Annotated in this window: 21 protein-coding genes; 9 read left to right on the top strand and 12 right to left on the bottom strand. The window is 67.5% G+C overall.

All coding sequences use genetic code 11. The features are described 5' to 3' along the window. Nucleotides 1–63 precede the first annotated feature (63 nt). The 5 genes from ACPEEZ_RS07330 to tkt are packed head-to-tail and all read right to left on the bottom strand — an operon-like array spanning nt 64 to nt 7410. Nucleotides 64–1011, bottom strand: coding sequence for a glucose-6-phosphate dehydrogenase assembly protein OpcA (locus tag ACPEEZ_RS07330; RefSeq protein ID WP_423924097.1), 948 nt, complete (start codon nt 1009–1011; stop codon nt 64–66). Beyond that, nucleotides 1008–2543: a glucose-6-phosphate dehydrogenase gene (gene zwf, locus ACPEEZ_RS07325; RefSeq protein ID WP_423924096.1), complete on the bottom strand. Its 1536-nt coding sequence runs from the start codon at nt 2541–2543 to the stop codon at nt 1008–1010. Before zwf ends, ACPEEZ_RS07330 begins: the two co-directional genes overlap by 4 nt. 26 nt (nt 2544–2569) lie before the next feature. Next, the gene (locus ACPEEZ_RS07320) at nt 2570–4165 is read right to left on the bottom strand and encodes a glucose-6-phosphate isomerase (protein WP_423924095.1); all 1596 of its coding nucleotides are present in this window, start codon (nt 4163–4165) and stop codon (nt 2570–2572) included. Then, complete coding sequence (gene tal / locus ACPEEZ_RS07315; RefSeq protein ID WP_423924094.1) at nt 4162–5289, bottom strand: transaldolase; 1128 nt, start codon at nt 5287–5289, stop codon at nt 4162–4164. Before tal ends, ACPEEZ_RS07320 begins: the two co-directional genes overlap by 4 nt. 27 nt (nt 5290–5316) lie before the next feature. Beyond that, a complete protein-coding gene (gene tkt / locus ACPEEZ_RS07310) occupies nt 5317–7410 on the bottom strand; it encodes a transketolase (protein ID WP_423924093.1) in 2094 nt (697 codons plus the stop codon). A 276-nt stretch (nt 7411–7686) separates the two neighbouring features. Here tkt and ACPEEZ_RS07305 point away from each other — a divergent pair, with 276 nt between their 5' ends. Together ACPEEZ_RS07305 and ACPEEZ_RS07300 are read left to right on the top strand one after the other, a co-directional pair. Then, a complete protein-coding gene (locus ACPEEZ_RS07305; protein WP_423924092.1) occupies nt 7687–8610 on the top strand; it encodes a heme o synthase in 924 nt (307 codons plus the stop codon). Next, nucleotides 8607–9068 carry a GNAT family N-acetyltransferase gene (locus tag ACPEEZ_RS07300; protein ID WP_423924206.1) on the top strand — a complete coding sequence of 154 codons (462 nt, stop codon included), beginning with the start codon at nt 8607–8609 and terminating at the stop codon, nt 9066–9068. The genes ACPEEZ_RS07305 and ACPEEZ_RS07300 overlap by 4 nt, the downstream gene beginning before the upstream one ends. Nucleotides 9069–9084: 16 nt before the next feature. Here the strand turns inward: ACPEEZ_RS07300 and ACPEEZ_RS07295 are convergent, their stop codons facing one another. Beyond that, entirely contained in the window at nt 9085–10062 is a 978-nt protein-coding gene (locus ACPEEZ_RS07295) for a COX15/CtaA family protein (RefSeq protein ID WP_423924091.1), read from the bottom strand. Between the two features lie 293 nt (nt 10063–10355). Between ACPEEZ_RS07295 and sufB the strand changes: the two genes are divergently transcribed. Genes sufB through ACPEEZ_RS07270 form a run of 5 tightly spaced genes read left to right on the top strand, consistent with a single transcriptional unit; the run spans nt 10356 to nt 14440 of the window. Beyond that, nucleotides 10356–11774 (top strand): Fe-S cluster assembly protein SufB, encoded by a 1419-nt coding sequence (gene sufB, locus ACPEEZ_RS07290; RefSeq protein WP_423924090.1) that lies wholly within the window; start codon nt 10356–10358, stop codon nt 11772–11774. Next, nucleotides 11775–12977 carry a Fe-S cluster assembly protein SufD gene (gene sufD / locus ACPEEZ_RS07285; RefSeq protein WP_423924089.1) on the top strand — a complete coding sequence of 401 codons (1203 nt, stop codon included), beginning with the start codon at nt 11775–11777 and terminating at the stop codon, nt 12975–12977. After that, the gene (locus ACPEEZ_RS07280) at nt 12974–13312 is read left to right on the top strand and encodes a non-heme iron oxygenase ferredoxin subunit (RefSeq protein ID WP_423924088.1); all 339 of its coding nucleotides are present in this window, start codon (nt 12974–12976) and stop codon (nt 13310–13312) included. The genes sufD and ACPEEZ_RS07280 overlap by 4 nt, the downstream gene beginning before the upstream one ends. Nucleotides 13313–13337: 25 nt before the next feature. After that, nucleotides 13338–14105, top strand: coding sequence for a Fe-S cluster assembly ATPase SufC (gene sufC / locus ACPEEZ_RS07275; protein ID WP_423924087.1), 768 nt, complete (start codon nt 13338–13340; stop codon nt 14103–14105). A gap of 2 nt (nt 14106–14107) precedes the next feature. Continuing rightward, on the top strand, nt 14108–14440 hold the full coding sequence (locus ACPEEZ_RS07270; RefSeq protein WP_423924086.1) for a metal-sulfur cluster assembly factor: 333 nt from the start codon (nt 14108–14110) through the stop codon (nt 14438–14440). 92 nt (nt 14441–14532) lie between these two features. Here ACPEEZ_RS07270 and ACPEEZ_RS07265 read toward each other — a convergent pair whose 3' ends face one another. Continuing rightward, the gene (locus ACPEEZ_RS07265; RefSeq protein ID WP_423924085.1) at nt 14533–15135 is read right to left on the bottom strand and encodes a biotin transporter BioY; all 603 of its coding nucleotides are present in this window, start codon (nt 15133–15135) and stop codon (nt 14533–14535) included. A gap of 149 nt (nt 15136–15284) precedes the next feature. On the opposite strand from ACPEEZ_RS07265, the gene abc-f reads away from it, so the two are divergent. Further along, nucleotides 15285–16883 (top strand): ribosomal protection-like ABC-F family protein, encoded by a 1599-nt coding sequence (gene abc-f, locus ACPEEZ_RS07260; RefSeq protein WP_423924084.1) that lies wholly within the window; start codon nt 15285–15287, stop codon nt 16881–16883. A gap of 47 nt (nt 16884–16930) precedes the next feature. On the opposite strand, the gene ACPEEZ_RS07255 is transcribed toward abc-f, so the two are convergent. The 3 genes from ACPEEZ_RS07255 to ACPEEZ_RS07245 are packed head-to-tail and all read right to left on the bottom strand — an operon-like array spanning nt 16931 to nt 18359. Then, entirely contained in the window at nt 16931–17782 is an 852-nt protein-coding gene (locus ACPEEZ_RS07255) for an SURF1 family protein (RefSeq protein WP_423924083.1), read from the bottom strand. After that, complete coding sequence (locus tag ACPEEZ_RS07250; RefSeq protein WP_423924205.1) at nt 17782–18018, bottom strand: hypothetical protein; 237 nt, start codon at nt 18016–18018, stop codon at nt 17782–17784. The genes ACPEEZ_RS07255 and ACPEEZ_RS07250 overlap by 1 nt, the downstream gene beginning before the upstream one ends. After that, nucleotides 18018–18359: a DUF3099 domain-containing protein gene (locus ACPEEZ_RS07245; protein ID WP_423924082.1), complete on the bottom strand. Its 342-nt coding sequence runs from the start codon at nt 18357–18359 to the stop codon at nt 18018–18020. The genes ACPEEZ_RS07250 and ACPEEZ_RS07245 overlap by 1 nt, the downstream gene beginning before the upstream one ends. A gap of 181 nt (nt 18360–18540) precedes the next feature. Here ACPEEZ_RS07245 and fabG point away from each other — a divergent pair, with 181 nt between their 5' ends. Beyond that, a complete protein-coding gene (gene fabG, locus ACPEEZ_RS07240) occupies nt 18541–19251 on the top strand; it encodes a 3-oxoacyl-ACP reductase FabG (RefSeq protein WP_423924081.1) in 711 nt (236 codons plus the stop codon). A 58-nt stretch (nt 19252–19309) separates the two neighbouring features. Here fabG and serB read toward each other — a convergent pair whose 3' ends face one another. Beyond that, complete coding sequence (gene serB / locus ACPEEZ_RS07235; RefSeq protein WP_423924080.1) at nt 19310–19948, bottom strand: phosphoserine phosphatase SerB; 639 nt, start codon at nt 19946–19948, stop codon at nt 19310–19312. A gap of 64 nt (nt 19949–20012) precedes the next feature. Further along, a complete protein-coding gene (locus ACPEEZ_RS07230) occupies nt 20013–21254 on the bottom strand; it encodes a glucose-1-phosphate adenylyltransferase (RefSeq protein WP_423924079.1) in 1242 nt (413 codons plus the stop codon). Nucleotides 21255–21267 lie beyond the last annotated feature (13 nt).

Genomic DNA, 21267 nt, shown 5'->3' with positions numbered 1-21267 from the left:
CGGTCTCTCTGGGGGAACTCGACACGGGGCCGCATCCTTCTGTGGATGCGGCCCCGTGTGCGATCAGTTGCTGTGGACGGGTTCGCTCAGCTGGCTGACGCCAGTCCGGACGACATCCCCGAACAGGTCATCCGGGTCGAGTCTACGGAGTTCTTCGGCCAGGCAGTCGCGCAGAGAACGGCGTGGCAGCGACAGGTCATGAGTCGGCTGGTTGGGCTGGGTCAACGTCGCCACGTTGACGACGGATCGCTCCAGTTCGATCGACCCGGAGGGTCGCACGAGTCGGACTCCGTGGATGCCGCTCGATCCCGTGGCCCGGCTGGTCAGCTCGCTCGTGACGGGAACCTGTAGTTGGAGCCGCAGCCACGCCGCGAGCAGGAGCGTCGACGGCGAATCGGGGGAGCCGCTCACCTGCACCTCGGTGACGGGCTCGTACGGCGGCTGATCGAGCACGGCGGCGAGCTGGGTTCGCCACAACGTCAAACGGGTCCACGCGAAGTCCGTGTCGCCCGGTTCGTAGGTCTCGGCGAGGTCGACGATGGACTGACGGGGGTTCGCCTGGCTGGCCGCGTCCGTGATGCGCCGCTGTGCAATACGGCCGAGGGGCGATTCGGACACGCTGACGGGCGCCCGTCCGGGCCACCAGGCCACGACCGGTGCGTCGGGCAGGAGGAGGCCGGTGACCAGGCCCTCCTCGTCGCTCGCCGTGTCCCCGAACGCACGGAGGACGATGACCTCGCTGGCTCCCGCGTCGCCACCGACGCGGATCTGGGCGTCGAGCCGCGCCTCCTCGTCGTCGGACCGGTCGTTGGTCGAGATGACGATGACGCGCATCGGATGCTCGCGGGACGCCTCGTTCGCGGCCTCGATCGCCTCCTCCTCTTCGCCTAGTCGCGTTGAGATGATCAGGGTCAGAACGCGACCGAGTGCGACGGCGCCGCCCTCTTCGCGAATCTTGATGAGCGACTTCTGGACACGGCTGATGGTGCTGTCCGGCAGTTCGACGATCATGGGCGCCTCCAGGTCCGGCCGTCTCGGGCCATGAGTTCGTCGGCGGAGTGCGGGCCCCAGGTGCCGGGTCGGTATTGCTCAGGCTGACCCTGGGTGGCCCAGAACTCTTCGATCGGATCGAGGATCTTCCAGGACAACTCGACCTCCTCGTGCCGGGGGAAGAGGGGCGGGTCGCCGAGCAGCACATCGAGGATGAGCCGCTCATAGGCCTCGGGGCTCGCCTCCGTGAACGCGTGGCCGTAGCCGAAGTCCATCGTGACGTCGCGCACCTGGCTGCCGATTCCCGGCACCTTCGATCCGAAACGCAGGGTGACGCCCTCGTCCGGCTGCACCCGGATGACGAGAGCGTTCTGACCCAGGGCGGACTGCGAACCGAAGATGTTCTCGGGAACACGCTTGAAGACGACGGCGATCTCGGTGACACGCCGCCCGAGACGCTTGCCGGCACGGAGGTAGAACGGGACACCCGACCAACGGCGCGTCGCGATCTCCAGCTTGATCGCCGCGAACGTCTCGGTCATGCTCTCGGGATTCATGCCGTCCTCGTCGAGGAACCCGAGGACCTTCTCCCCGCCCTGCCATCCGCCGGCGTACTGACCCCGGGCGGTGCCCGTGGCCAGGTCCTCGGGCAGACGGACGGCGCTCAGGACCTTCTCCTTCTCGGCGCGGAGGTCCTTCGCGTTGAACGACACCGGTTCCTCCATCGCCGTGAGCGCGAGGAGTTGCAGGAGGTGGTTCTGGATGACGTCGCGAGCAGCGCCGATACCGTCGTAGTAGCCGGCGCGACCGCCCACACCGATGTCCTCGGCCATGGTGATCTGGACGTGGTCGACGTAGTTGCTGTTCCAGAGCGGCTCGTACATCTGGTTCGCGAACCGCAGCGTGAGCAGGTTCTGAACCGTCTCCTTGCCGAGGTAGTGGTCGATGCGGAACACCGAGTCGGGAGCGAACACGGTCTCGACGACCGCGTTCAGCTCCCGAGCGGTCTTCAGATCGCTACCGAAGGGCTTCTCGATCACGACACGGCGCCAGGCGCCGTCCTTCTCCTCGGCGAGGCCCGAGTTCCGCAGCTGCTCCGTCACCATGGGGAAGGCCTTCGGCGGGATCGACAGGTAGAACGCGTGGTTCCCCATCGTGCCGCGCTCCCGGTCGAGCTCCTCGATGGTGTCCTTCAACTGGGCGAACGCGTCGGCGTCGTCGAAGACACCCTGGACGAACCGGATGCCCTCCTTGAGCTGACGCCACACGTCTTCGTCGAAGGGGGTGCGGGCATGCTGCTTGACCGCCTCGTAGACCACCTGCTCGAAGTCCTGGTCCTCCCACTCCCGCCGGGCGAACCCGACGAGAGCGAAACCAGGGGGCAGGAGGCCTCGGTTGGCCAGGTCGTAGACGGCCGGCATCAGCTTCTTCCGTGACAGGTCGCCCGTCACTCCGAAGATGATGAGACCACTCGGCCCCGCGATTCGATTGAGTCGGCGGTCGGAGGGCAACCGCAGTGGGTTGTACTCCGGCGTGATCTCCACCGGTGACATCGTGATGAGAATCCTTCGTCAGACGATCAGCGCAGGGCGGCCAGCAGCGCCGGCAGCGCCGCCTGGACGTCCGACACCGTGAGGGTCAGAACCGGACGACCGTGCTCCGAGAGCACCTTCGCGTCGCCCGCGGCCTGCGCCTGGACGAGCTGACCGAACGTGAACGGGCTGTCGGGGATGGAGAGGTCCTCCTTCGCCGTCTGCGTGATCTGGAGGAAGACGCCATTGGCCGGGCCGCCCTTGTGGTACTGACCGGTCGAGTGCAGGAAGCGCGGCCCCCACCCGAATGTCACCGGACGCCGGGTACGAGCGGCCAGCGCGTCGCGCAGCTCCTCGAGCTCGGGGTTCGCCACCCGGTCGATGTAGGCCTGGATCGAGACGTAGCCGTCGTCGGTCACCAACGACAGCAGACCCGTCACGGCGGAGGCGAGCGAGTCGCCCAGCTCGATGCCGCCGACCTCGCGCACGTCGATGCCCTGGTCGGTGAAGGCCGGAGCCGTCGGTTCGGGACGCTGGTCGAGCAGCGCACGCGTCGCGACCTTGGCGGACTCGACGTCGGGCTGATCGAAGGGGTTGATCTCGAGCAGGCGCCCGGCCACCGCCACGGCGTACTCCCAGACCATGATCTGACCGCCCAGCGATCCGCTGATCTCGACCTCGCCCGGTGCGACCTCGCGCGTCTCGGCCGCGTTGGCGACGAGACGGACGACCTGCACGTCGTGCAGGCCCTCCGTGATCTCCGGGGCCTTGGTGCCGATGACGACGGGCAGAAGCCCGCGTCCGAGCTTGCCGGTCGACTCCGCGATGAGCTGTTCGGCCCAGTCGGGGAACCCGATGATGTGCGTGCCGTCGGCGACGATCGCGATCTTGTCGCGCAGGGGAGTCGTACCGGCGAGCACGGCGCCCAGGACGAGTCCCGGGTTGGCCGCGCTGTCCTGTGCGAGCTCCACCGTCACGGCGTCGGCCTCGGCCAGCAGTTCGCGGATGTCCGCACCGGCGAGACCCGACGGTACGAGACCGAAGGCGCTGAGAGCCGAGTAGCGGCCGCCGATGTTCGGGTCCGCGTTGAAGACGCGGTAGCCCGCGGCACGCGCCGACTCGTCGAGCGGCGAACCCGGGTCGGTCACCACGACGATGCGCTCGGCGGGGTCGATGCCGGCGTCCGTGAACGCCTTCTCGAACGTCTTGCGCTGGCTCGCCGTCTCGACGGTCGAACCCGACTTCGAGGACACGACCAGAACCGTGCGGTCGAGACGGTCGGCCAGGGCGGACAGCACCTGACCGGGCTCCGTCGCGTCGAGCACGGTCAACTCGACGCCGTATGTCCGAGTAATGACCTCGGGCGCGAGGGACGATCCCCCCATGCCGGCGAGCACGACGTGGTCGACACCCTTGGCCGCGAGCTCGTCGCGCAGCGCGTCGATCTCGTCGAGCAGGGGAGTCGAGACGACCACGGCCTCGGTCCAGCCGAGGCGCTTCTCGGCCTCGGACTCGGCGTCCGGACCCCAGAGCGTCGGATTCAGGGCGGTGATGCCGCTCGCCACCATGTCGGTGACGAGCTGAGGCACGACGCGGTCGACGGCATCCGCCGCGTCACCGCTGGCGGCGATGGTGATGGTCACTTGGCGACCTCGGCGGGCTTGGCGGCCTCGAGGGCAGCGGTGACGGTGTCGAGCAGCTCGTTCCAGGAGACGATGAACTTCTCCACGCCCTCCTTCTCGAGGGTCTCGGTGACGTCGTCGTACGAGATGCCCTGCGCCGCGATGGCGTCCATGACCTCGTTGGCCGACGCGTAGGAGGCGGTGATCGTGTCCCCGCGGATCTCACCGTGGTCGAAGGTCGCCTCGAGCGTCTTCTCGGGCATCGTGTTGACGACGTCGGCGGCGACGAGCTCGACCACGTAGGTCGTGTCGAGGACGGCCGGGTCCTTGACGCCGGTCGAGGCCCAGAGCGGACGCTGCTTGTTGGCACCGGCGGCGAGGAGGGTCTTGACGCGCTCGGTGTCGAAGGCCTGGGTGTAGACCTCGTAGGCGAGCTGGGCGTTGGCGACGCCGGCCTTGCCCTTGAGGGCCGAGGCCTCGTCCGTGCCCACGGCGTCGAGGCGCTTGTCGATCTCGGTGTCGACGCGCGACACGAAGAACGAGGCGACCGAGTGGATCGTCGACAGGTCGATGCCGGCGGCCTTGGCCTGCTCCAGACCCGTCAGGTAGGCGTTGATGACGGCGCGGTAGCGCTCCAGGCTGAAGATCAGCGTGACGTTGACGCTGATGCCCTGGGCGATGACGGCCGTGATGGCCTCGAGACCCTCGACCGTGGCCGGGATCTTGATGAGCGCATTGGGGCGGCCGACCTTGGCGGCGAGCTTGATCGCCTGGTCGATGGTGCCCTGGGCGTCGTGCGCGAGACCCGGCTCGACCTCGATCGACACGCGGCCGTCGAAGCCATCGGTCGTGTCGTAGATCTCGCGGAAGATGTCGCTGGCGCGCGTGACGTCGTCGGTGGTGATCTCGAAGACGGCGTCGGTGACGCTGACACCCGTCTTGGCGAGCAGCGCGACCTGGTCGTCGTACGCCTCGCCCTTGGCCAGAGCGGCCGCGAAGATGGTCGGGTTCGTGGTCACGCCGACCACGTTGCGCTCGGCGATGAGCTTCTGGAGCCCACCCGAGTTGATGCGCTCACGCGAGAGGTCGTCGAGCCAGATGCTGACGCCGGCGGCGGACAGCTGAGCGGTGTTCGATTCAGTCATTTCTGTCTTCTTCCTTTTTCGCGGCGCTCAGAGAGCGGCCAGCGAGTCCTTGACGGCGGCGACGGCGGCTTCGGTCGTCATACCGAACTTCTTGAACAGCGTCTTGTAGTCGGCCGACGCACCGAAGTGCTCGATCGACACGCTGCGACCGGCGTCCCCGACGATGCCGCGCCACGGCATGGCGATGGCGGCCTCGATCGATACGCGGGCCTTGACGGAGGCCGGCAGGACCGACTCCTGGTACTCGGCGCTCTGCTCGTCGAACCATTCGAGGCTGGGCGCCGACACGACGCGGGCGTTGATGCCCTCGCCCCTCAGGACCTCACGCGCCTCGACAGCGATCTGAACTTCGGAGCCCGTCGCGATGAGGATCACGTCGGGCGTGCCGCCCGGGGCCTCGGCCAGGACGTAGGCGCCCTTCGCGACGTTCTTCGCGGAGGCGAAGGTCTCGCCCTCGGCGTCGCCTTCGCCCCGCTCGAAGACCGGGAGGTTCTGACGGCTGAGCGCCAGACCTGCCGGGCCGTTGCGCCGGTCGAGGATCGTCTTCCAGGCCCAGGCGGTCTCGTTGGCGTCGGCCGGACGGACGACGTCGAGACCCGGGATGGCACGGAGCGCCGCGAGCTGCTCGACGGGCTGGTGCGTCGGGCCGTCCTCGCCGAGGGCGACGGAGTCGTGGGTCCACACGTAGGTGACGGGCGACTTCATCAGGGCGGCCAGACGCACGGCGGGGCGCATGTAGTCGCTGAAGATGAGGAAGGTGCCGCCGAACGGACGCGTGTTGCCGTGCAGCGTGATGCCGTTGAGGATCGACCCCATGGCGTGCTCACGGATACCGAAGTGCAGCACGCGGCCGTAGGGGTTGCCGGTCCACTCGTGCGTCGACCACTCCTCGGGGACGAACGACTTGCCGTCCGTGATCGTGGTCAGGTTCGACTCGGCCAGGTCGGCCGACCCGCCCCAGAACTCGGGGACGACGCCGGCGATGGCGTTGATGACCTTGCCGGACGCGGCACGCGTCGAGACGTCCTTGCCGGCCTCGAAGACGGGCAGGACCTCGTCGACGCCCTCGGGCAGCTCGCCCTTGAGGACGCGGTCGAGCAGCGTCTTCTTCTCGGGGTTCGCGGTGGCCCACGCGTCGAACTTCTCGGTCCACTCGGCGTGCTGCGCCTGGCCGCGCTCGACGGCCTTGCGGGTGTGCTCGAGGACCTCGGGCGCGACCTCGAAGGTCTGCTCGGGATCGAAGCCGAGGACCTCCTTCAGGCCCTTCACCTCGTCGGCGCCCAGCGCCGAACCGTGGATCTTGCCAGAGTTCTGCTTCTTCGGCGACGGCCAGCCGATGATGGTCTTGAGGATGATGAGCGACGGCTTGCTCGTCTCGGCCTTCGCGGCCTCGATGGCGTCGTTCAGCGCCGCGACGTCCTCGACGTACTCGCCGGTCTTCTTCCAGTCGACGACCTGGACCTGCCAGTCGTAGGACTCGTAGCGCTTCTGGACGTCCTCGGTGAACGCGATGTTGGTGTCGTCCTCGATCGAGATCTGGTTCGAGTCGTAGATGACGACGAGGTTGCCGAGCTGCTGGTGGCCTGCAAGGGACGACGCCTCGCTGGTGACGCCCTCCTGCATGTCGCCGTCGCCTGCCATGACGTAGACGAAGTGGTCGAACGGCGACGTGCCCACGGCGGCGTCGGGGTCGAACAGGCCGCGCTCGAAGCGGGCGGCGTAGGCGAAGCCCACGGCGGAGGCGAGCCCCTGGCCGAGTGGGCCGGTCGTGATCTCGACGCCGTCGGTGTGGCCGTACTCGGGGTGACCCGGGGTCTTCGAGCCCCACGTGCGGAGCGCCTGCAGGTCTTCGATCTCGAGGCCGTAGCCACCGAGGTAGAACTGGATGTACTGCGTCAAGGAGCTGTGTCCGATGGACAGGATGAAACGGTCGCGACCGATCCACTCGTTGTCGCTCGGGTCGCGGCGCATGACCTTCTGGAAGAGGAGGTAGGCGGCCGGAGCGAGGCTCATGGCCGTGCCGGGGTGGCCGTTGCCGACCTTCTCCACCGCGTCGGCCGCGAGGACGCGGACCGTGTCTACTGCCTTGTTGTCAATGGATTCCCATTGCAGATCTGCCACTGGAAGTTGACCCTTCTTGATGCGAACTGCGCGGGGTCGATTCGCTCCGCGCTGACATGCGCCTGCCGAGACGTCATCGGCTGTTCGCACGCACGGTGGCACCGGAGACGATATTTCTCGTCTGATCCGGACCGGGAAGGCATGCGACTGGCAAGCACCTGTCAGTATAGGGACGTAGTGCCCCGTCGTGCCCGCAGCACGTCAGCGGGTTCGCCGTCAGCGTGGCCGTTCATCGCCTAGACTTTTCGGGCAAACCGCCATCTCGTTAGAGGACACATGACCGCAGCCGTCGCCACCCGCCCCGACACCTCGCCTCGAGGTGTCCGTCGAAAGGCCAAGGCGTACGTCGCCCTGACGAAACCGCGCGTGATGGAGCTGCTGCTCGTCACGACGGCGCCGACGATGTTCCTGGCACAGGGCGGTGTCCCGAACCTCTGGCTCGTCGCCGCGACCTTGATCGGTGGCGCCCTGAGCGCCGGCTCCGCATCGGCGTTCAACTGCTACATCGACCGCGACATCGATCGCATCATGAAGCGAACCCAGGGGCGCCCTCTCGTCACGGGGGAGGTGACCGACCGCGAGGCGCTCGTCTTCTCGTACGTGGTGGGCGTCGCCTCCATCGTCTGGCTCGCCCTGACGGTCAACGTGCTCGCGGCGACCCTGTCCCTCGTCGCGATCCTGTTCTACGTGTTCGTCTACACGCTGTGGCTCAAGCGCCGCACCCCGCAGAACATCGTCTGGGGCGGTATCGCGGGCTGCATGCCCGTACTGATCGGCTGGGCCGCCGTGACCAACGAGATCTCCTGGCCCCCCGTCATCCTCTTCCTGGTGATCTTCCTCTGGACCCCGCCGCACTACTGGCCCCTGTCGATGCGGTATCGCGCCGACTACGCCGCGGCCGACGTTCCCATGCTCGCCGTGGTCCGCGGTCGATCGATCGTCGGACTGCAGGTCATCCTGTACGCGTGGGCCACGGTCGCCTGTTCGTTGCTGCTCGTCCCGGTGGCCCACATGGGCGTCGTCTACACGGTCGTCGCGGCGGCCAGCGGCATCTGGTTCATCTGGGAGTCGCACCGCCTGTACTCGCGGGCCATCCAACAGGTGGCCGAGGTCCGACCGATGCGGGTGTTCCACAGCTCGATCACGTACCTGACCCTGTTGTTCCTCGCCGTCGGCGTCGACCCCCTCCTGCCGTTCTGATCGGCGACACGACCACCTGGTCGATCCGCCCCGCCACGTCGGCCGACGCGCCTGTCCTGGCGTCCATCAAGCTCGACGCCCTCCGGTTCGATCTGGAGCGCCTCGGGCGCTGGAATCCTCCCTACAACCGTGAGCGGTTCCTCAGCGAATACGATGCCGACCAGACGGTCGTCGTCGTCTCGGAGAACCACCGCCTCCTGGGCTGCTTCGCCCTGCAGCCGACGCCGGAGACGACGTGGCTTCGCCACTTCTATCTAGCCGAGGAGGCGCGGGGTCGCGGCATCGGGACGAGCCTGCTGTCCGAGATCGTCGCGGCGACGCGCGGCTCGTCGCTGTCGCTGACGGTGTTGACCGGCAGCCGTGCCGAGAACCTCTACCGCCGGCACGGATTCGTCACCACCGAGAGAGGCGACGTCGACACCACGATGCGTCGCCCGGCGGACACGCCCAGCGACTAGCGCGTCAATCGGCCGATCAGGCCGGAGTGACCGATCGGAGGGGGACGTCGAGGGAGCGCTCGGCCTCGTCCAGGGTCTGGTCGTTCTTCAACGAGAGCACGGTCGCCGTCATCGCCGCGACGAGCAGCCCTGCCAGGACCATGTGCGAACCGACCAGGACGGGCGGCAGCCCGGTCCGGGCCTGCAGCAGCCCCACGGCGATCTGGACGAGCTCGACGGCGAGCAGCAGGAGGGGGAACCGACGGGGGAGTCCGAGCCGGAGCGCCGCGATCACGAGCAGGAGCGTCAGCGCGAAGGTCGTGTACGCGGGCCAGCTGTGGACGTGCTCGAGCACGGCCGGGTCGAGGCCGTTGCGATGGGTGTCCGCGTCCCCGGCATGCGGGCCGGCGCCGGTCGTCAGGACACCGACCAGGACGGTGACCGCGACAACGAACGACGTCACGTGCGTGACGATCGCGTACCACCTCGGTGTCGCGGCCGTGGCGCCTCGAGGGCCCCGCTTCACGCGATAGACCAGGGTCGCCGTCAGGGCGACGAGCACGATCGAGACGACGAAGTGTGCGCCGACCACGTAGGGGTTCAGCTTGACGAGCACCGTGATACCGCCCAGCACGGCCTGGAAGGGGATGCTCATGCCCTGCGCGAAGGTGAGCCAGAACAGATCGCGGCGCACCTTGCGGATGCGCAGGACGGACAGGAAGACGAGGATGACGATGATCGAGAGGACGAACGTCAGCATCCGGTTGCCGAACTCGATGAAGCCGTGGATGCCCATCTCGGGCGTGTTCGTGAACGACCCGGCGGCGCACTCGGGCCACGTCGGGCAGCCGAGACCCGACCCGGTCAACCGGACCGCACCTCCGGTGCCGATGAGGACGACCTGACAGACGAACGAGGCCCAGGCGAGGAACCGCACGCGACGATCGACCGTCGACGGCAGCCAGAGCCAGAATCGGGACAGCAGTCCGGGGCGGGTCACCTGTGCGTTGCTCACGACTTGCTGCCTTTCGTTACTTTTGCCGGTCGGCCCTGTAGAATCAACGGGTTCAGGAGCACTGCCCGATCTGGGTGTCGACGGAGATACCCGAGGGCTCGCTGACCGCGTGGAGGCACATGCCATCGACGCCGGCGTTCTCTCGATCTTCCTGATCAGTCTAAGCAGCGGGGCACGGCGCATCGACCACGGTCCGCCGTCACGCTGCCAGGCGACCGGGCGTGTTCGTCTCGCTGCGCGAGGGAATGTCGGCTCCGACCACCGTGTTCGGTTCGACAGAGAAAGAGGTAGCTATGTCAGACGTGCTGATCGACCGCCCGGAGCTCGCGGGCCTGGGGCAATACGAGTTCGGCTGGTCCGACTCCGACACGGCCGGCGCCTCCGCCCGGCGCGGTGTCTCGCCCGAGGTCGTGACCGACATCTCGAACCTCAAGAGCGAGCCCGAATGGATGCTCAAGAACCGTCTCAAGGGTCTCGCTCTGTTCGAGCGCAAGCCCATGCCGACGTGGGGTGCCGATCTGTCCGGCATCGACTTCGACAACATCAAGTACTTCGTCCGGTCGACCGAGAAGCAGGCGACCAGCTGGGAAGAGCTCCCGGACGACATCAAGAACACGTACGAGAAGCTCGGCATCCCCGAGGCCGAGCGCAACCGTCTCGTCGCGGGCGTGGCCGCGCAGTACGAGTCGGAGGTCGTGTACCACCAGATCCGCGAAGACCTCGAGCAGCAGGGTGTCATCTTCATGGACACCGACACGGCGCTGCGCGAGCACCCGGAGATCTTCCAGGAGTACTTCGGCACGGTCATCCCGGCCGGTGACAACAAGTTCGCGGCCCTGAACACCGCCGTGTGGTCGGGCGGATCGTTCGTCTACGTCCCCAAGGGCGTGCACGTCGAGATCCCGCTCCAGGCCTACTTCCGCATCAACACCGAGAACATGGGTCAGTTCGAGCGCACGCTGATCATCGCCGACGAAGACTCCTACGTCCACTACATCGAGGGCTGCACGGCTCCGATCTACAAGTCGGACTCGCTGCACTCGGCCGTCGTCGAGATCATCGTGAAGAAGAACGCGCGCGTCCGGTACACGACGATCCAGAACTGGTCCAACAACGTCTACAACCTGGTCACGAAGCGGGCGATCGCCCACGAGGGCGCGACCATGGAGTGGATCGACGGCAACATCGGCTCCAAGGTCACGATGAAGTACCCGTCCATCTACCTCGTCGGCGAGCACGCCAAGGGCGAGACGCTCTCCGTCGCGTTCGCCGGTCCGGGTCAGCACCAGGACGCCGGCGCGAAGATGATCCACATGGCGCCTTACACGACGTCGTCGATCGTCTCGAAGTCGATCGCCCGGGGCGGTGGCCGTGCCGGCTACCGCGGAGAGGTCCGCGTGGACGAAGCAGCGCACCACGCGGCCAACACGGTGCGGTGCGATGCCCTCCTCGTCGACACCATGTCGCGCTCCGACACCTACCCCGCGATCGACATCCGCGTCGACGACGTGCAGCTCGGTCACGAGGCCACCGTCTCGCGGGTCAGCGAAGAGCAGCTCTTCTACCTCATGTCGCGCGGCATGGCCGAGGACGAGGCCATGGCGATGATCGTCCGTGGCTTCATCGAGCCCATCGCCCGCGAGCTCCCGATGGAGTACGCGCTCGAACTCAACAAGCTCATCGAGATGAGCATGGAAGGATCAGTCGGCTAGATGTCCGCCGCAGCACCCACCACAGCAGACACCACGGACGACCGCGTCCAGCACGGAGCGAAGGCCCACACCGATGGGGGATGGGGCCTCGTCCCGGTCCAGACCCGCTCCGAGCGATTCCACTCCACCGACCCCGCAGCGTTCCCGGCCGTCACCGGACGGGAAGTCGACTGGAAGCTCAGCCCTGTCGAGCGACTCCGCCCCCTGATCGACGGGCCCCTCGACGGTTCTCCGTACGCCTACCTGGCCCGCGAGACGCCCGGTGCCGTCGTCGACTGGGTCGACCGCACCTCGAACCTGGTCGGCTCGGCGGGTACGCCGGAGGACAAGGCCTCGGCCAACGCCTGGGCCAGCACCGAGAAGGTGCTCTCGATCACGCTGTCCGGCGAGGAGCCCTCGTCGATCACGATCGGCCGCTCCGGGCTCGACTCGCAGCCGCGTGCCGGTCACACCGTCATCCACGCGGAAGCGAACACGACGTCGCTGGTCGTGCTCCGCAACACCGGCAGCGCCCAGCTGGCGGAGAACGTCGAGATCGTCGTGGACGAGGGCGCGCGGCTGACCGTCGTCACCCTGCAGGAGTGGGACGACGACGCCGTGCATCTGGCGAGCCACTTCGCCTCGATCGGTCGGGACGCCCAGCTCAAGCACTTCGTCGTGAGCCTCGGCGGCTCCATCGTGCGCGTCAACCCGTCGGCGCACCTCTCCGGCCAGGGTTCGGACGCCGAGCTCTACGGCGTCTACTTCGCCGACGCCGGGCAGCACCTCGAGCAGCAGGTCTACGTCAACCACGACGCCCCGAACAGCCGCAGCCGTGTGAACTACAAGGGTGCCCTGCAGGGCGCCGGTGCCCGCACCGTGTGGATCGGCGACGTCCTGATCGGCCGGACCGCTCCGGGCACCGACAGCTACGAGCAGAACCGCAACCTCGTGCTGTCCGAGGGGACGCGGGCCGACTCGATCCCGAACCTCGAGATCGAGACCGGCGACATCGCCGGCGCCGGTCACGCGAGTGCCACGGGCCGCTTCGACGACGAGCACCTCTTCTACCTGCAGTCGCGTGGGATCGACAAGGCCGAGGCCCGTCGACTCGTCGTCCTCGGGTTCCTCAGCGAGGTGATCCAGAAGATCGGTGAGCCCGGCCTCCAGGAGCGCCTCATCGACGCCCTCGAGACGGAGCTGACCGGAGGGGCCGCCTCATGACGACGAAGGTCTGCGGAGCGGACGAGATCACCCCGGCCCAGGCGCGTCGTGTCGTGGTCGACGGCATCGCCATCGCCGTGGTCAAGGACAGCGCGGGTGAGATCCACGCCATCGGAGACACCTGCACCCATGGTGACATCTCCTTGTCGGAGGGTTTCGTCGAGGACGACACCCTCGAGTGCTGGGCCCACGGCTCGAAATTCGAACTCACCACGGGCAAGCCTCTGACGCTTCCCGCCTACGAACCCGTCCCGGTCTTCACCGTCACCGTCGTCGACGGCGACGTGTACGTCGACACCAGCACCGTCTCGCCCTCTGCCGGCGTCGCGCAGTAAGACCGTTCCAGAGAGGAATACGACCATGTCAACACTCGAAATCCGCGACCTCAAGGTCAGCATCGACACCGATCAGGGCCCGAAGCCCATCCTCAAAGGCGTCGACCTCACCATCAAGGAGGGCGAGATCCACGCCGTCATGGGCCCCAACGGCTCGGGCAAGTCGACCCTCGCCTACACGATCGCCGGGCACCCACGCTACAACGTCGACGGCGGCTCCATCACCCTGGACGGCGTCGAGGTGCTCGAGATGAGCGTCGACGAGCGCGCCAAGGCGGGGCTGTTCCTCGCGATGCAGTACCCCGTCGAGATCCCCGGTGTGACCGTCTCGAACTTCCTCCGCACCGCGAAGACCGCGCTGGACGGAGAGGCTCCGGCCCTCCGTGGCTGGGTCAAGGACCTCCGCGAGTCGATGAGTGCCCTGAAGATGGACTCGGCCTTCGCCGAGCGGAACGTCAACGAGGGCTTCTCGGGCGGCGAGAAGAAGCGCCACGAGATCATGCAGCTGGAGCTGCTGAAGCCCAAGTTCGCCGTCCTGGACGAGACCGACTCGGGTCTCGACGTCGACGCGCTCAAGATCGTGTCCGAAGGCGTGAACCGCGCCAAGGCCAACACAGGGCTCGGCCTGCTGCTCATCACGCACTACACGCGCATCCTGCGCTACATCAAGCCTGACTTCGTGCACGTCTTCGTGGACGGCCACGTCGCCGACGAGGGCGGGCCGGAGCTCGCCGACCGTCTCGAGAACGAGGGCTACGACCGGTACGTCTCGGCCGCCGCCGCGGTGAACTGACCGTGGCCGTCGCACTCGCTCCCGAGAAGTTCGATCAGACGATCGAGGCACTCAAGGAGGTCATGGACCCGGAGCTCGGTGTCAACGTCGTCGACCTGGGCCTCATCTACGATCTGGCGATGGACGAGGAGCACGAGAACGCCCTCATCATCAGCATGACGCTGACGAGTGCCGGTTGCCCGTTGACCGACGTCATCGAGTCCGAGACGGCGAACGCCCTCGACGGTGTCGTGGACGCGTTCCGGATCAACTGGGTCTGGATGCCGCCGTGGGGCCCCGATCGGATCACGGACGACGGTCGCGACATGATGCGCGCCATCGGCTTCTCGATCTGAGACGCACCGCTCCTACGACGAAACCCCCGGTCGATCGACCGGGGGTTTCGTCGTAGGAGCGGTGCCCGGTCGACGACCGAACAGCGCGTCGCTCAGCGGTCGCGCTTGATGAGCTTCCAGGTGAGAGGCAGCACCGACGCAGCGATCAGCCACTTCGCGATACCGCCGACGATGAAGGGCAGCACACCGAGGGCGATGACGTTCGAGATGCTGTTGTCGACGCCGAGCTGGCCGAGCACGACGGCCATGTAGGGGAGCCCGAACGCGAACGGGATGAGGCTGGCCAGGAAGAAGGCCGCCAGCGACAGCAGCCATTTCTTGTCCCAGTTGCGCTGAGAGAGCCAGCCGATGGCGAACGCCGCGGGGATGAACCCGACGATGAAGCCGAAGCTCGGCTTCATGACGCTGAGCGGGCCGCCGCTGAACTCGGCGAAGATCGGCAGCCCCACGACGCCGAGGACGAGATACGAGATCATCGACAGCGCCCCGCGGCGGGCACCGAGCGTGGCTCCGACGAGCATGACCGCCAAGGTCTGGCCGGTGATCGGTACGGGCCACATGGGCACCTGCACCTGCGCCAGCGCCGCGGTCACGCCGACGCCGGCGAGCACCAGGCCGGCGTCGGTCGCCCAGCTCTTGGTCACGAGACGGTCGGCGAGCACCAGACGAGAGGTCGGTGCGGCGGTGTTCGTCATGCAATCTCCTAGAATGGGTAGGTTGGCCCTCGTACGACAGGGCCGGCGTCTCGACGCGCGATCCCATCCGAGTGATCTTTCCCCATCCTAGGGGCGGCCCAATGGCGGGCGGCGTTGTGGACATCTCCCCAATCGATTGGACTTCCGCTGTGCTTTCCGTGCACGACCTCGAGATCCGCGTCGGCGCGCGCCTGCTGATGGCCGACGTGAGCTTCCGCGTCGACAAGGGCGACAAGATCGGTCTGGTCGGGCGCAACGGCGCCGGCAAGACGACCATGACGAAGACCCTGGCGGGTGAGACGATGCCGACCGGCGGAACGATCGAACGGACGGGCGAGATCGGCTATCTGCCGCAGGACCCGCGGAGCGGCAACCCCGAAGACCTGGCGCGCACCCGCATCCTCGATGCCCGCGGCCTCGGTCAGCTCCTCCTCGGCATCCAGGAGGCCACCCAGGAGATGGGCAGCGACGACCCGGCCGTGGCTGCTCGGGCCATGAAGCGCTACGGCGATCTCGACGACCGGTTCAATGCCCTCGGAGGCTATGCGGCCGAGGCCGAAGCCGCCTCGATCGCGAGCAACCTGAGTCTGCCCGATCGCATCCTCGACCAGCCGCTCAGCACTCTGTCGGGCGGTCAGCGTCGTCGCATCGAGCTCGCGCGCATCCTGTTCAGCGCGGCCGAGACGATGATCCTCGACGAGCCGACCAACCACCTCGACGCCGACTCGGTCGTCTGGCTGCGCGAGTACCTGAAGACCTACCAGGGCGGTGTCATCGTGATCAGTCACGACATCGAACTGGTCGAGGAGGTCGTCAACCGGGTCTTCTACCTCGACGCGAACCGTCAGATGATCGATGTCTACAACATGGGTTGGCGTAACTACCAGCGGCAACGCGCCGCCGACGAGGAACGTCGCAAGAAAGAGCGCTCGAACGCCGAGAAGCAGGCATCGGCCCTGCAGAAGCAGGCGGCACGCTTCGGAGCGAAGGCGTCGAAGGCCGCGGCCGCGCACCAGATGGTCGCGCGGGCCGAGAAGCTGCTCTCGGGACTCGACGAGGTGCGTCAGGTCGACCGAGTGGCGAAGCTGCGGTTCCCGACGCCCGCCGCCTGCGGTCGCACACCCCTGATGGCATCGAACCTCAGCAAGAGCTACGGATCGCTCGAGATCTTCACGGCGGTCGATCTCGCGATCGACCGCGGCAGCAAGGTGGTCGTACTCGGCCTGAACGGTGCCGGCAAGACGACATTGCTCCGCATCCTCGCCGGAGTGGACGCTCCCGACACCGGACAGCTCGAGCCGGGCCACGGCCTGCGCATCGGCTACTACGCACAGGAGCACGAGACGATCGACGTCAAGCGCAGCGTGCTGGAGAACATGGTGTCGTCCTCGCCGAACATCACCGAGACGGAGGCGCGGCGCGTGCTCGGATCGTTCCTCTTCACGGGCGACGACTCCGCCAAGCCGGCCGGTGTGCTGTCCGGTGGCGAGAAGACGCGGTTGGCCCTCGCCATGATCGTGGTCTCGGGTGCGAACGTCCTGCTGCTCGACGAGCCCACGAACAACCTCGACCCGGCCAGCCGTCTCGAGATCCTCGACGCACTGAACAACTACGAGGGCGCCGTCGTCCTGGTCAGCCACGACGAGGGGGCCGTCGAGGCGCTGAACCCCGAGCGCGTGCTCATCATGCCCGAGGGCACGGAAGACCACTGGACCAAGGACTACAGCGAGTTGATCAACTTGGCGTAGCCAGGTTGACGGGCCGACACAGGAACGTGGCCTGACGGCCTAACGGCCTAGCGGCCGGCGGCGTCGAGGATCTCGTCCTCGATCTCGTGGTCCGCGCGCGGTCGAGCGGCTCTCTTACGCGCACGCTCGTCGGCGTGCTCGCGCTTCTCGTCGTCGTCGGCGTTCTGGTTGCGGTGCTCCTGGCGAATGACGTAGAAGAGGAACGCGAAGGCTCCGAGCCCGAACATGAGCCACTGGATGAAGTAGCTGAGATTCAGGCCCTCGTCGATCTGCGGCTCGACCGATGGCGCGGGTGCGACGGCCGGCGCCGGGTCCTCGCCCATGACGAGCCCGTAGGCCGCCGTGTAGGTCGGGCGATCGAGGCGCTTCTGGATGTCGGCCAACTGGATGGTCGCGATCTGGTTCGTCCCCGCGATGTCGGTCCGATCGTTGAGGCGAGGCTCGCCCGGTTTGATCCGTGCCGTCACGGTCACCTCACCGGACGGGGCCGGCGGGATCGCATCGGGGGCGTCCTGTGCGTTGCCCGTCGGGAGCCAGCCGCGATCGACGACGAACACGTCTCCGCTAGTCGTCTGCAGGGGCACGAGCACCTCGAAGCCGGGTTGACCGTTGAACGGCCGATTACGCACCAGCATGGTCTCGTCGGCGAGATACCGACCCGTCATGGTGACGGGTTGCCATTCGAGGGCCGAGTCGTAGGAGGCGAGGGTCGGCAGGGCGTCGTCGAGAGGGATCGGCGTCGCGTCGTAGCGTTGCTCGAGCTGGGCGACGACCGCCATCTTCTCCTCGTGTCGAGTCCACTGCCAGTGCGCGAGGAAGGCGCACACGATCGCGAAGACGACGGCGACGCCCAGGTAGCCGAGCCACTTCTTCGACAGAGCGAAACGCCAGCCCTCCATCACGCCTCCGTTCCGACCGATTCGACGACGACCCCCGCCTCGGTCACGACGACGGGGAAGTCCCGCGCCTCGAGGAAATCACGGAGGAATGACACGTGCTCGTCGCACGCCGACCAGACCTTGACCCGTTCGAGTCCGTGGATCTTGGGGTTGCGCCAGTTGACATTATGCCGGGCCTCGGATCGGCACCCGGCACGCGAGCACTCGACCACGTCGGGCCCCGTGAGACCGAACATCATCGCGGATCGCCCCCGACGGTGGGGGAGTCGGGACCGTCGGGGACCGGGTCGGGCGTGAACGGAGTGGCGTCGGGCGCCCGGTACACCTGTACGGCACCGGGACTGGTCACGGCGTCGCCGGACTCATGGCCGACGTTCGCGAGGACCACGGCGAAATAGGGCAGGACGACCGCGCCGATGACGGGGAAGACCGTCCACCAGCCGAGGGGGACGACGAAGCACAGGATGAGACAGACCAGACGGACACCCATGGCGACGGCGTACTTGACCATGCGCGAATGACGGTCGTCGCTGGGCGACGGGGGGAGCGAGGTTATCGAGTTGCTGGTGGCCTTCATGACATCCGGCTCGGGTGCGTACACGGTCTGCGGCGCCCGACTGGACGCGTACCTCGATCTTAAGCCTGCCCGCCGACAGTAGGCTGGTCGGCGGTCTCGTCGCGGGCCTCTCCCGACGCCACCCCGTCGGCGGGCTCGCCGGCACGACACGCCCACCCACGCCACGACCTCTGGAGATCCCATGACCACGCCCCGCACCGTCCTCGTCACCGGTGGTAACCGTGGAATCGGTTTCGCCATCGCCCAGGAGTTCGTGGCGCAGGGGCACCGCGTCGCGGTGACGGCACGCAGCGGTCAGGGGCCCGAGGGGGCGTTGACCGTCATCGCCGACGTCACGGACGCCGCCTCCATCGACGCCGCCTTCACGATCGTCGAGGCCGAGCTCGGTCCCGTCGAGGTCGTCGTCGCCAACGCCGGCATCACGAAGGACACCCTGCTGATGCGGATGAGCGAGGAGGACTTCACGTCGGTCGTCGACACGAACCTCGGTGGCGCCTTCCGCGTCGTCAAGCGCGCCTCCAAGAACATGCTGAAGGCGCGCTTCGGCCGCATCGTGCTCGTCTCGAGCGTCGTCGGCCTCTACGGCAGCGCCGGTCAGACCAACTACGCCGCGTCGAAGAGCGCCCTGGTCGGATTCGCGCGATCCCTGACGCGGGAGCTCGGCGGGCGCGGCATCACGGCGAACATCGTGGCACCGGGCTTCATCGAGACCGACATGACGGCCGTCCTGCCCGAGGCGCAGCAGGCCGAGTACAAGAAGAACATCCCCGCGGGCCGGTACGGCACCACGGACGAGGTCGCCAAGGCGATCACCTGGTTGTCGGGCGACGACGCGGGATACATCTCGGGTGCCGTCATCCCCGTCGACGGTGGTCTCGGCATGGGGCACTGACCCGAGGGGACGTTCTCCGGCGCGACCCTCGGCCGTCCGGCCCGGTGGACGCTCGCGCTCAGCCGCGCAGGCCGAGCAGGGGGAGCACCTGGGACAGGTCGCAGACGTCGATGACGACGTCGGCGTGATCCCGGACGCGCGGTTTCGCGTTGAACGCGACGGAGAGCGCCGCGGCGTCCATCATGAGCAGATCGTTGGCCCCGTCACCGATCGCGACCGTGTGTCGGGACTCGACCCGTGCCTCCTCGGCCCATTCGCGGAGGGCGGCCGCCTTGGCCTCGGCGTCCACGATCGGCCCGTCGACCCGACCGGTCAAGCGACCGTCGACGACGTCGAGCCGGTTGGCGCGCCAGAAGTCCAACCCGAGCCGATCGGCGAGTGGGTCGAGCACCTCGTGGAACCCTCCGGACACGACACCGATCACCGAACCGTGTGCGTGCAAGCCGGCGATGAGCTCGTCCACGCCGGCCGTCACGCGCACGTGCGCGGCCGCCTCGTCGAAGACCGACACGGGGAGGCCCGCCAGGGTCTCGACCCGCGCCCGCAGGCTCTCGGCGAAATCGAGGTCGCCCGACATCGCGCGCTCCGTGATCGCAGCGACCTCGGCGCGCGTGCCCGCGGCCTCGGCCAGGAGCTCGATCACCTCGTTCTCGATGAGCGTGGAGTCGACGTCGAGGACGGTGAGGAAGCGCGGCACGCGCCCACCCTACTGGGCGGACGTGTGCCGATCGGGCGCCGTGACGCCCGGTGACCTCGACGACCTACTGGTCGACTCGGACGCCCTTGCCGACCACGGTGATGCCCGAGGGCGTGACCGTGAAGCCGCGTGCCCGGTCGGCGTCCGGGTCGACGCCGACGGAGGCGCCGGCGGCGATCACCACGTCCTTGTCGAGGATCGCGCGGTTGACGACGGCGTTCGGCCCGATGCGCGCCCGCTCGAACACGACACTGTCGACGACACGCGAGCCCGAGTCGAGGACGCACCACGGGCCGAGCACGCTGCGCTCGACATGCGCGCCCGACAACAGGGACCCGAGCGACACGATCGAGTCGATGGTCGTGCCCAGGTTGCCGAAGCCGTCGCGGACGAACTTCGCCGGCGGCGAGTTCAACTGCTGACTGAAGATCGGCCAGTCCTGGTTGTAGAGGTTGAAGATCGGCAGCGCCGAGATGAGATCGCGGTGCGCGTCGTAGAACGAGTCGATGGTGCCGACGTCGCGCCAGTAGTAGCGGTCTCGTTCGGTCGAGCCGGGAACCTGGTTGCGGTTCAGGTCGTAGACGGCGGCGTCGCCGCGGGACACGAAGTCGGGGACGATGTCGCCGCCCATGTCATGGTTCGAGTCCGGCTTCTCACCGTCGCGCAGCACGGCGTCGATGAGCACGTCTGCGTCGAAGACGTAGTTGCCCATCGACGCAAGGATCTCGTCGGGGGAGTCGGGCAGACCGACCGCATCGGTCGGCTTCTCGAGGAACCGCCCGATCCGGGTGGGGTCCTGCTCGTCGACCTCGATGACGCCGAACTGGTCGGCCAGCGAGATCGGCTGGCGGATGGCCGCGACGGTCACGCCGGCGCCCGAGGCGATGTGCGCCTCGATCATCTGCGAGAAGTCCATGCGATAGACGTGGTCCGCACCGACCACGACCACGATGTCCGGCTTCTCGTCGCGGAGCAGGTTGAGGCTCTGCAGGATGGCGTCGGCGCTGCCGGCGAACCATCGCTTGCCGAGTCGCTGCTGTGCCGGCACGGACGCGACGTACGCTCCGAGCAGGCCCTCGAGACGCCAGGTCGTCGAGACGTGGCGATCGAGGCTGTGCGACTTGTACTGCGTCAACACCACGATCTGGCGCAGATCGGAGTTGATCAGATTCGACAGGGCGAAATCGATGAGGCGGTAGTTGCCACCGAAGGGGACAGCGGGCTTGGCCCGGTCGGCCGTCAGGGGCATCAGGCGCTTGCCTTCGCCACCAGCCAGGACGATGCCGAAGATCTTCTTTGATGCCATAGGCCCAGAATGG

The sequence above is a fragment of the Frigoribacterium sp. 2-23 genome (assembly GCF_049601585.1).
Lineage (GTDB): Bacteria > Actinomycetota > Actinomycetes > Actinomycetales > Microbacteriaceae > Frigoribacterium.
This window is presented reverse-complemented; position numbering and strand designations above follow the sequence as displayed.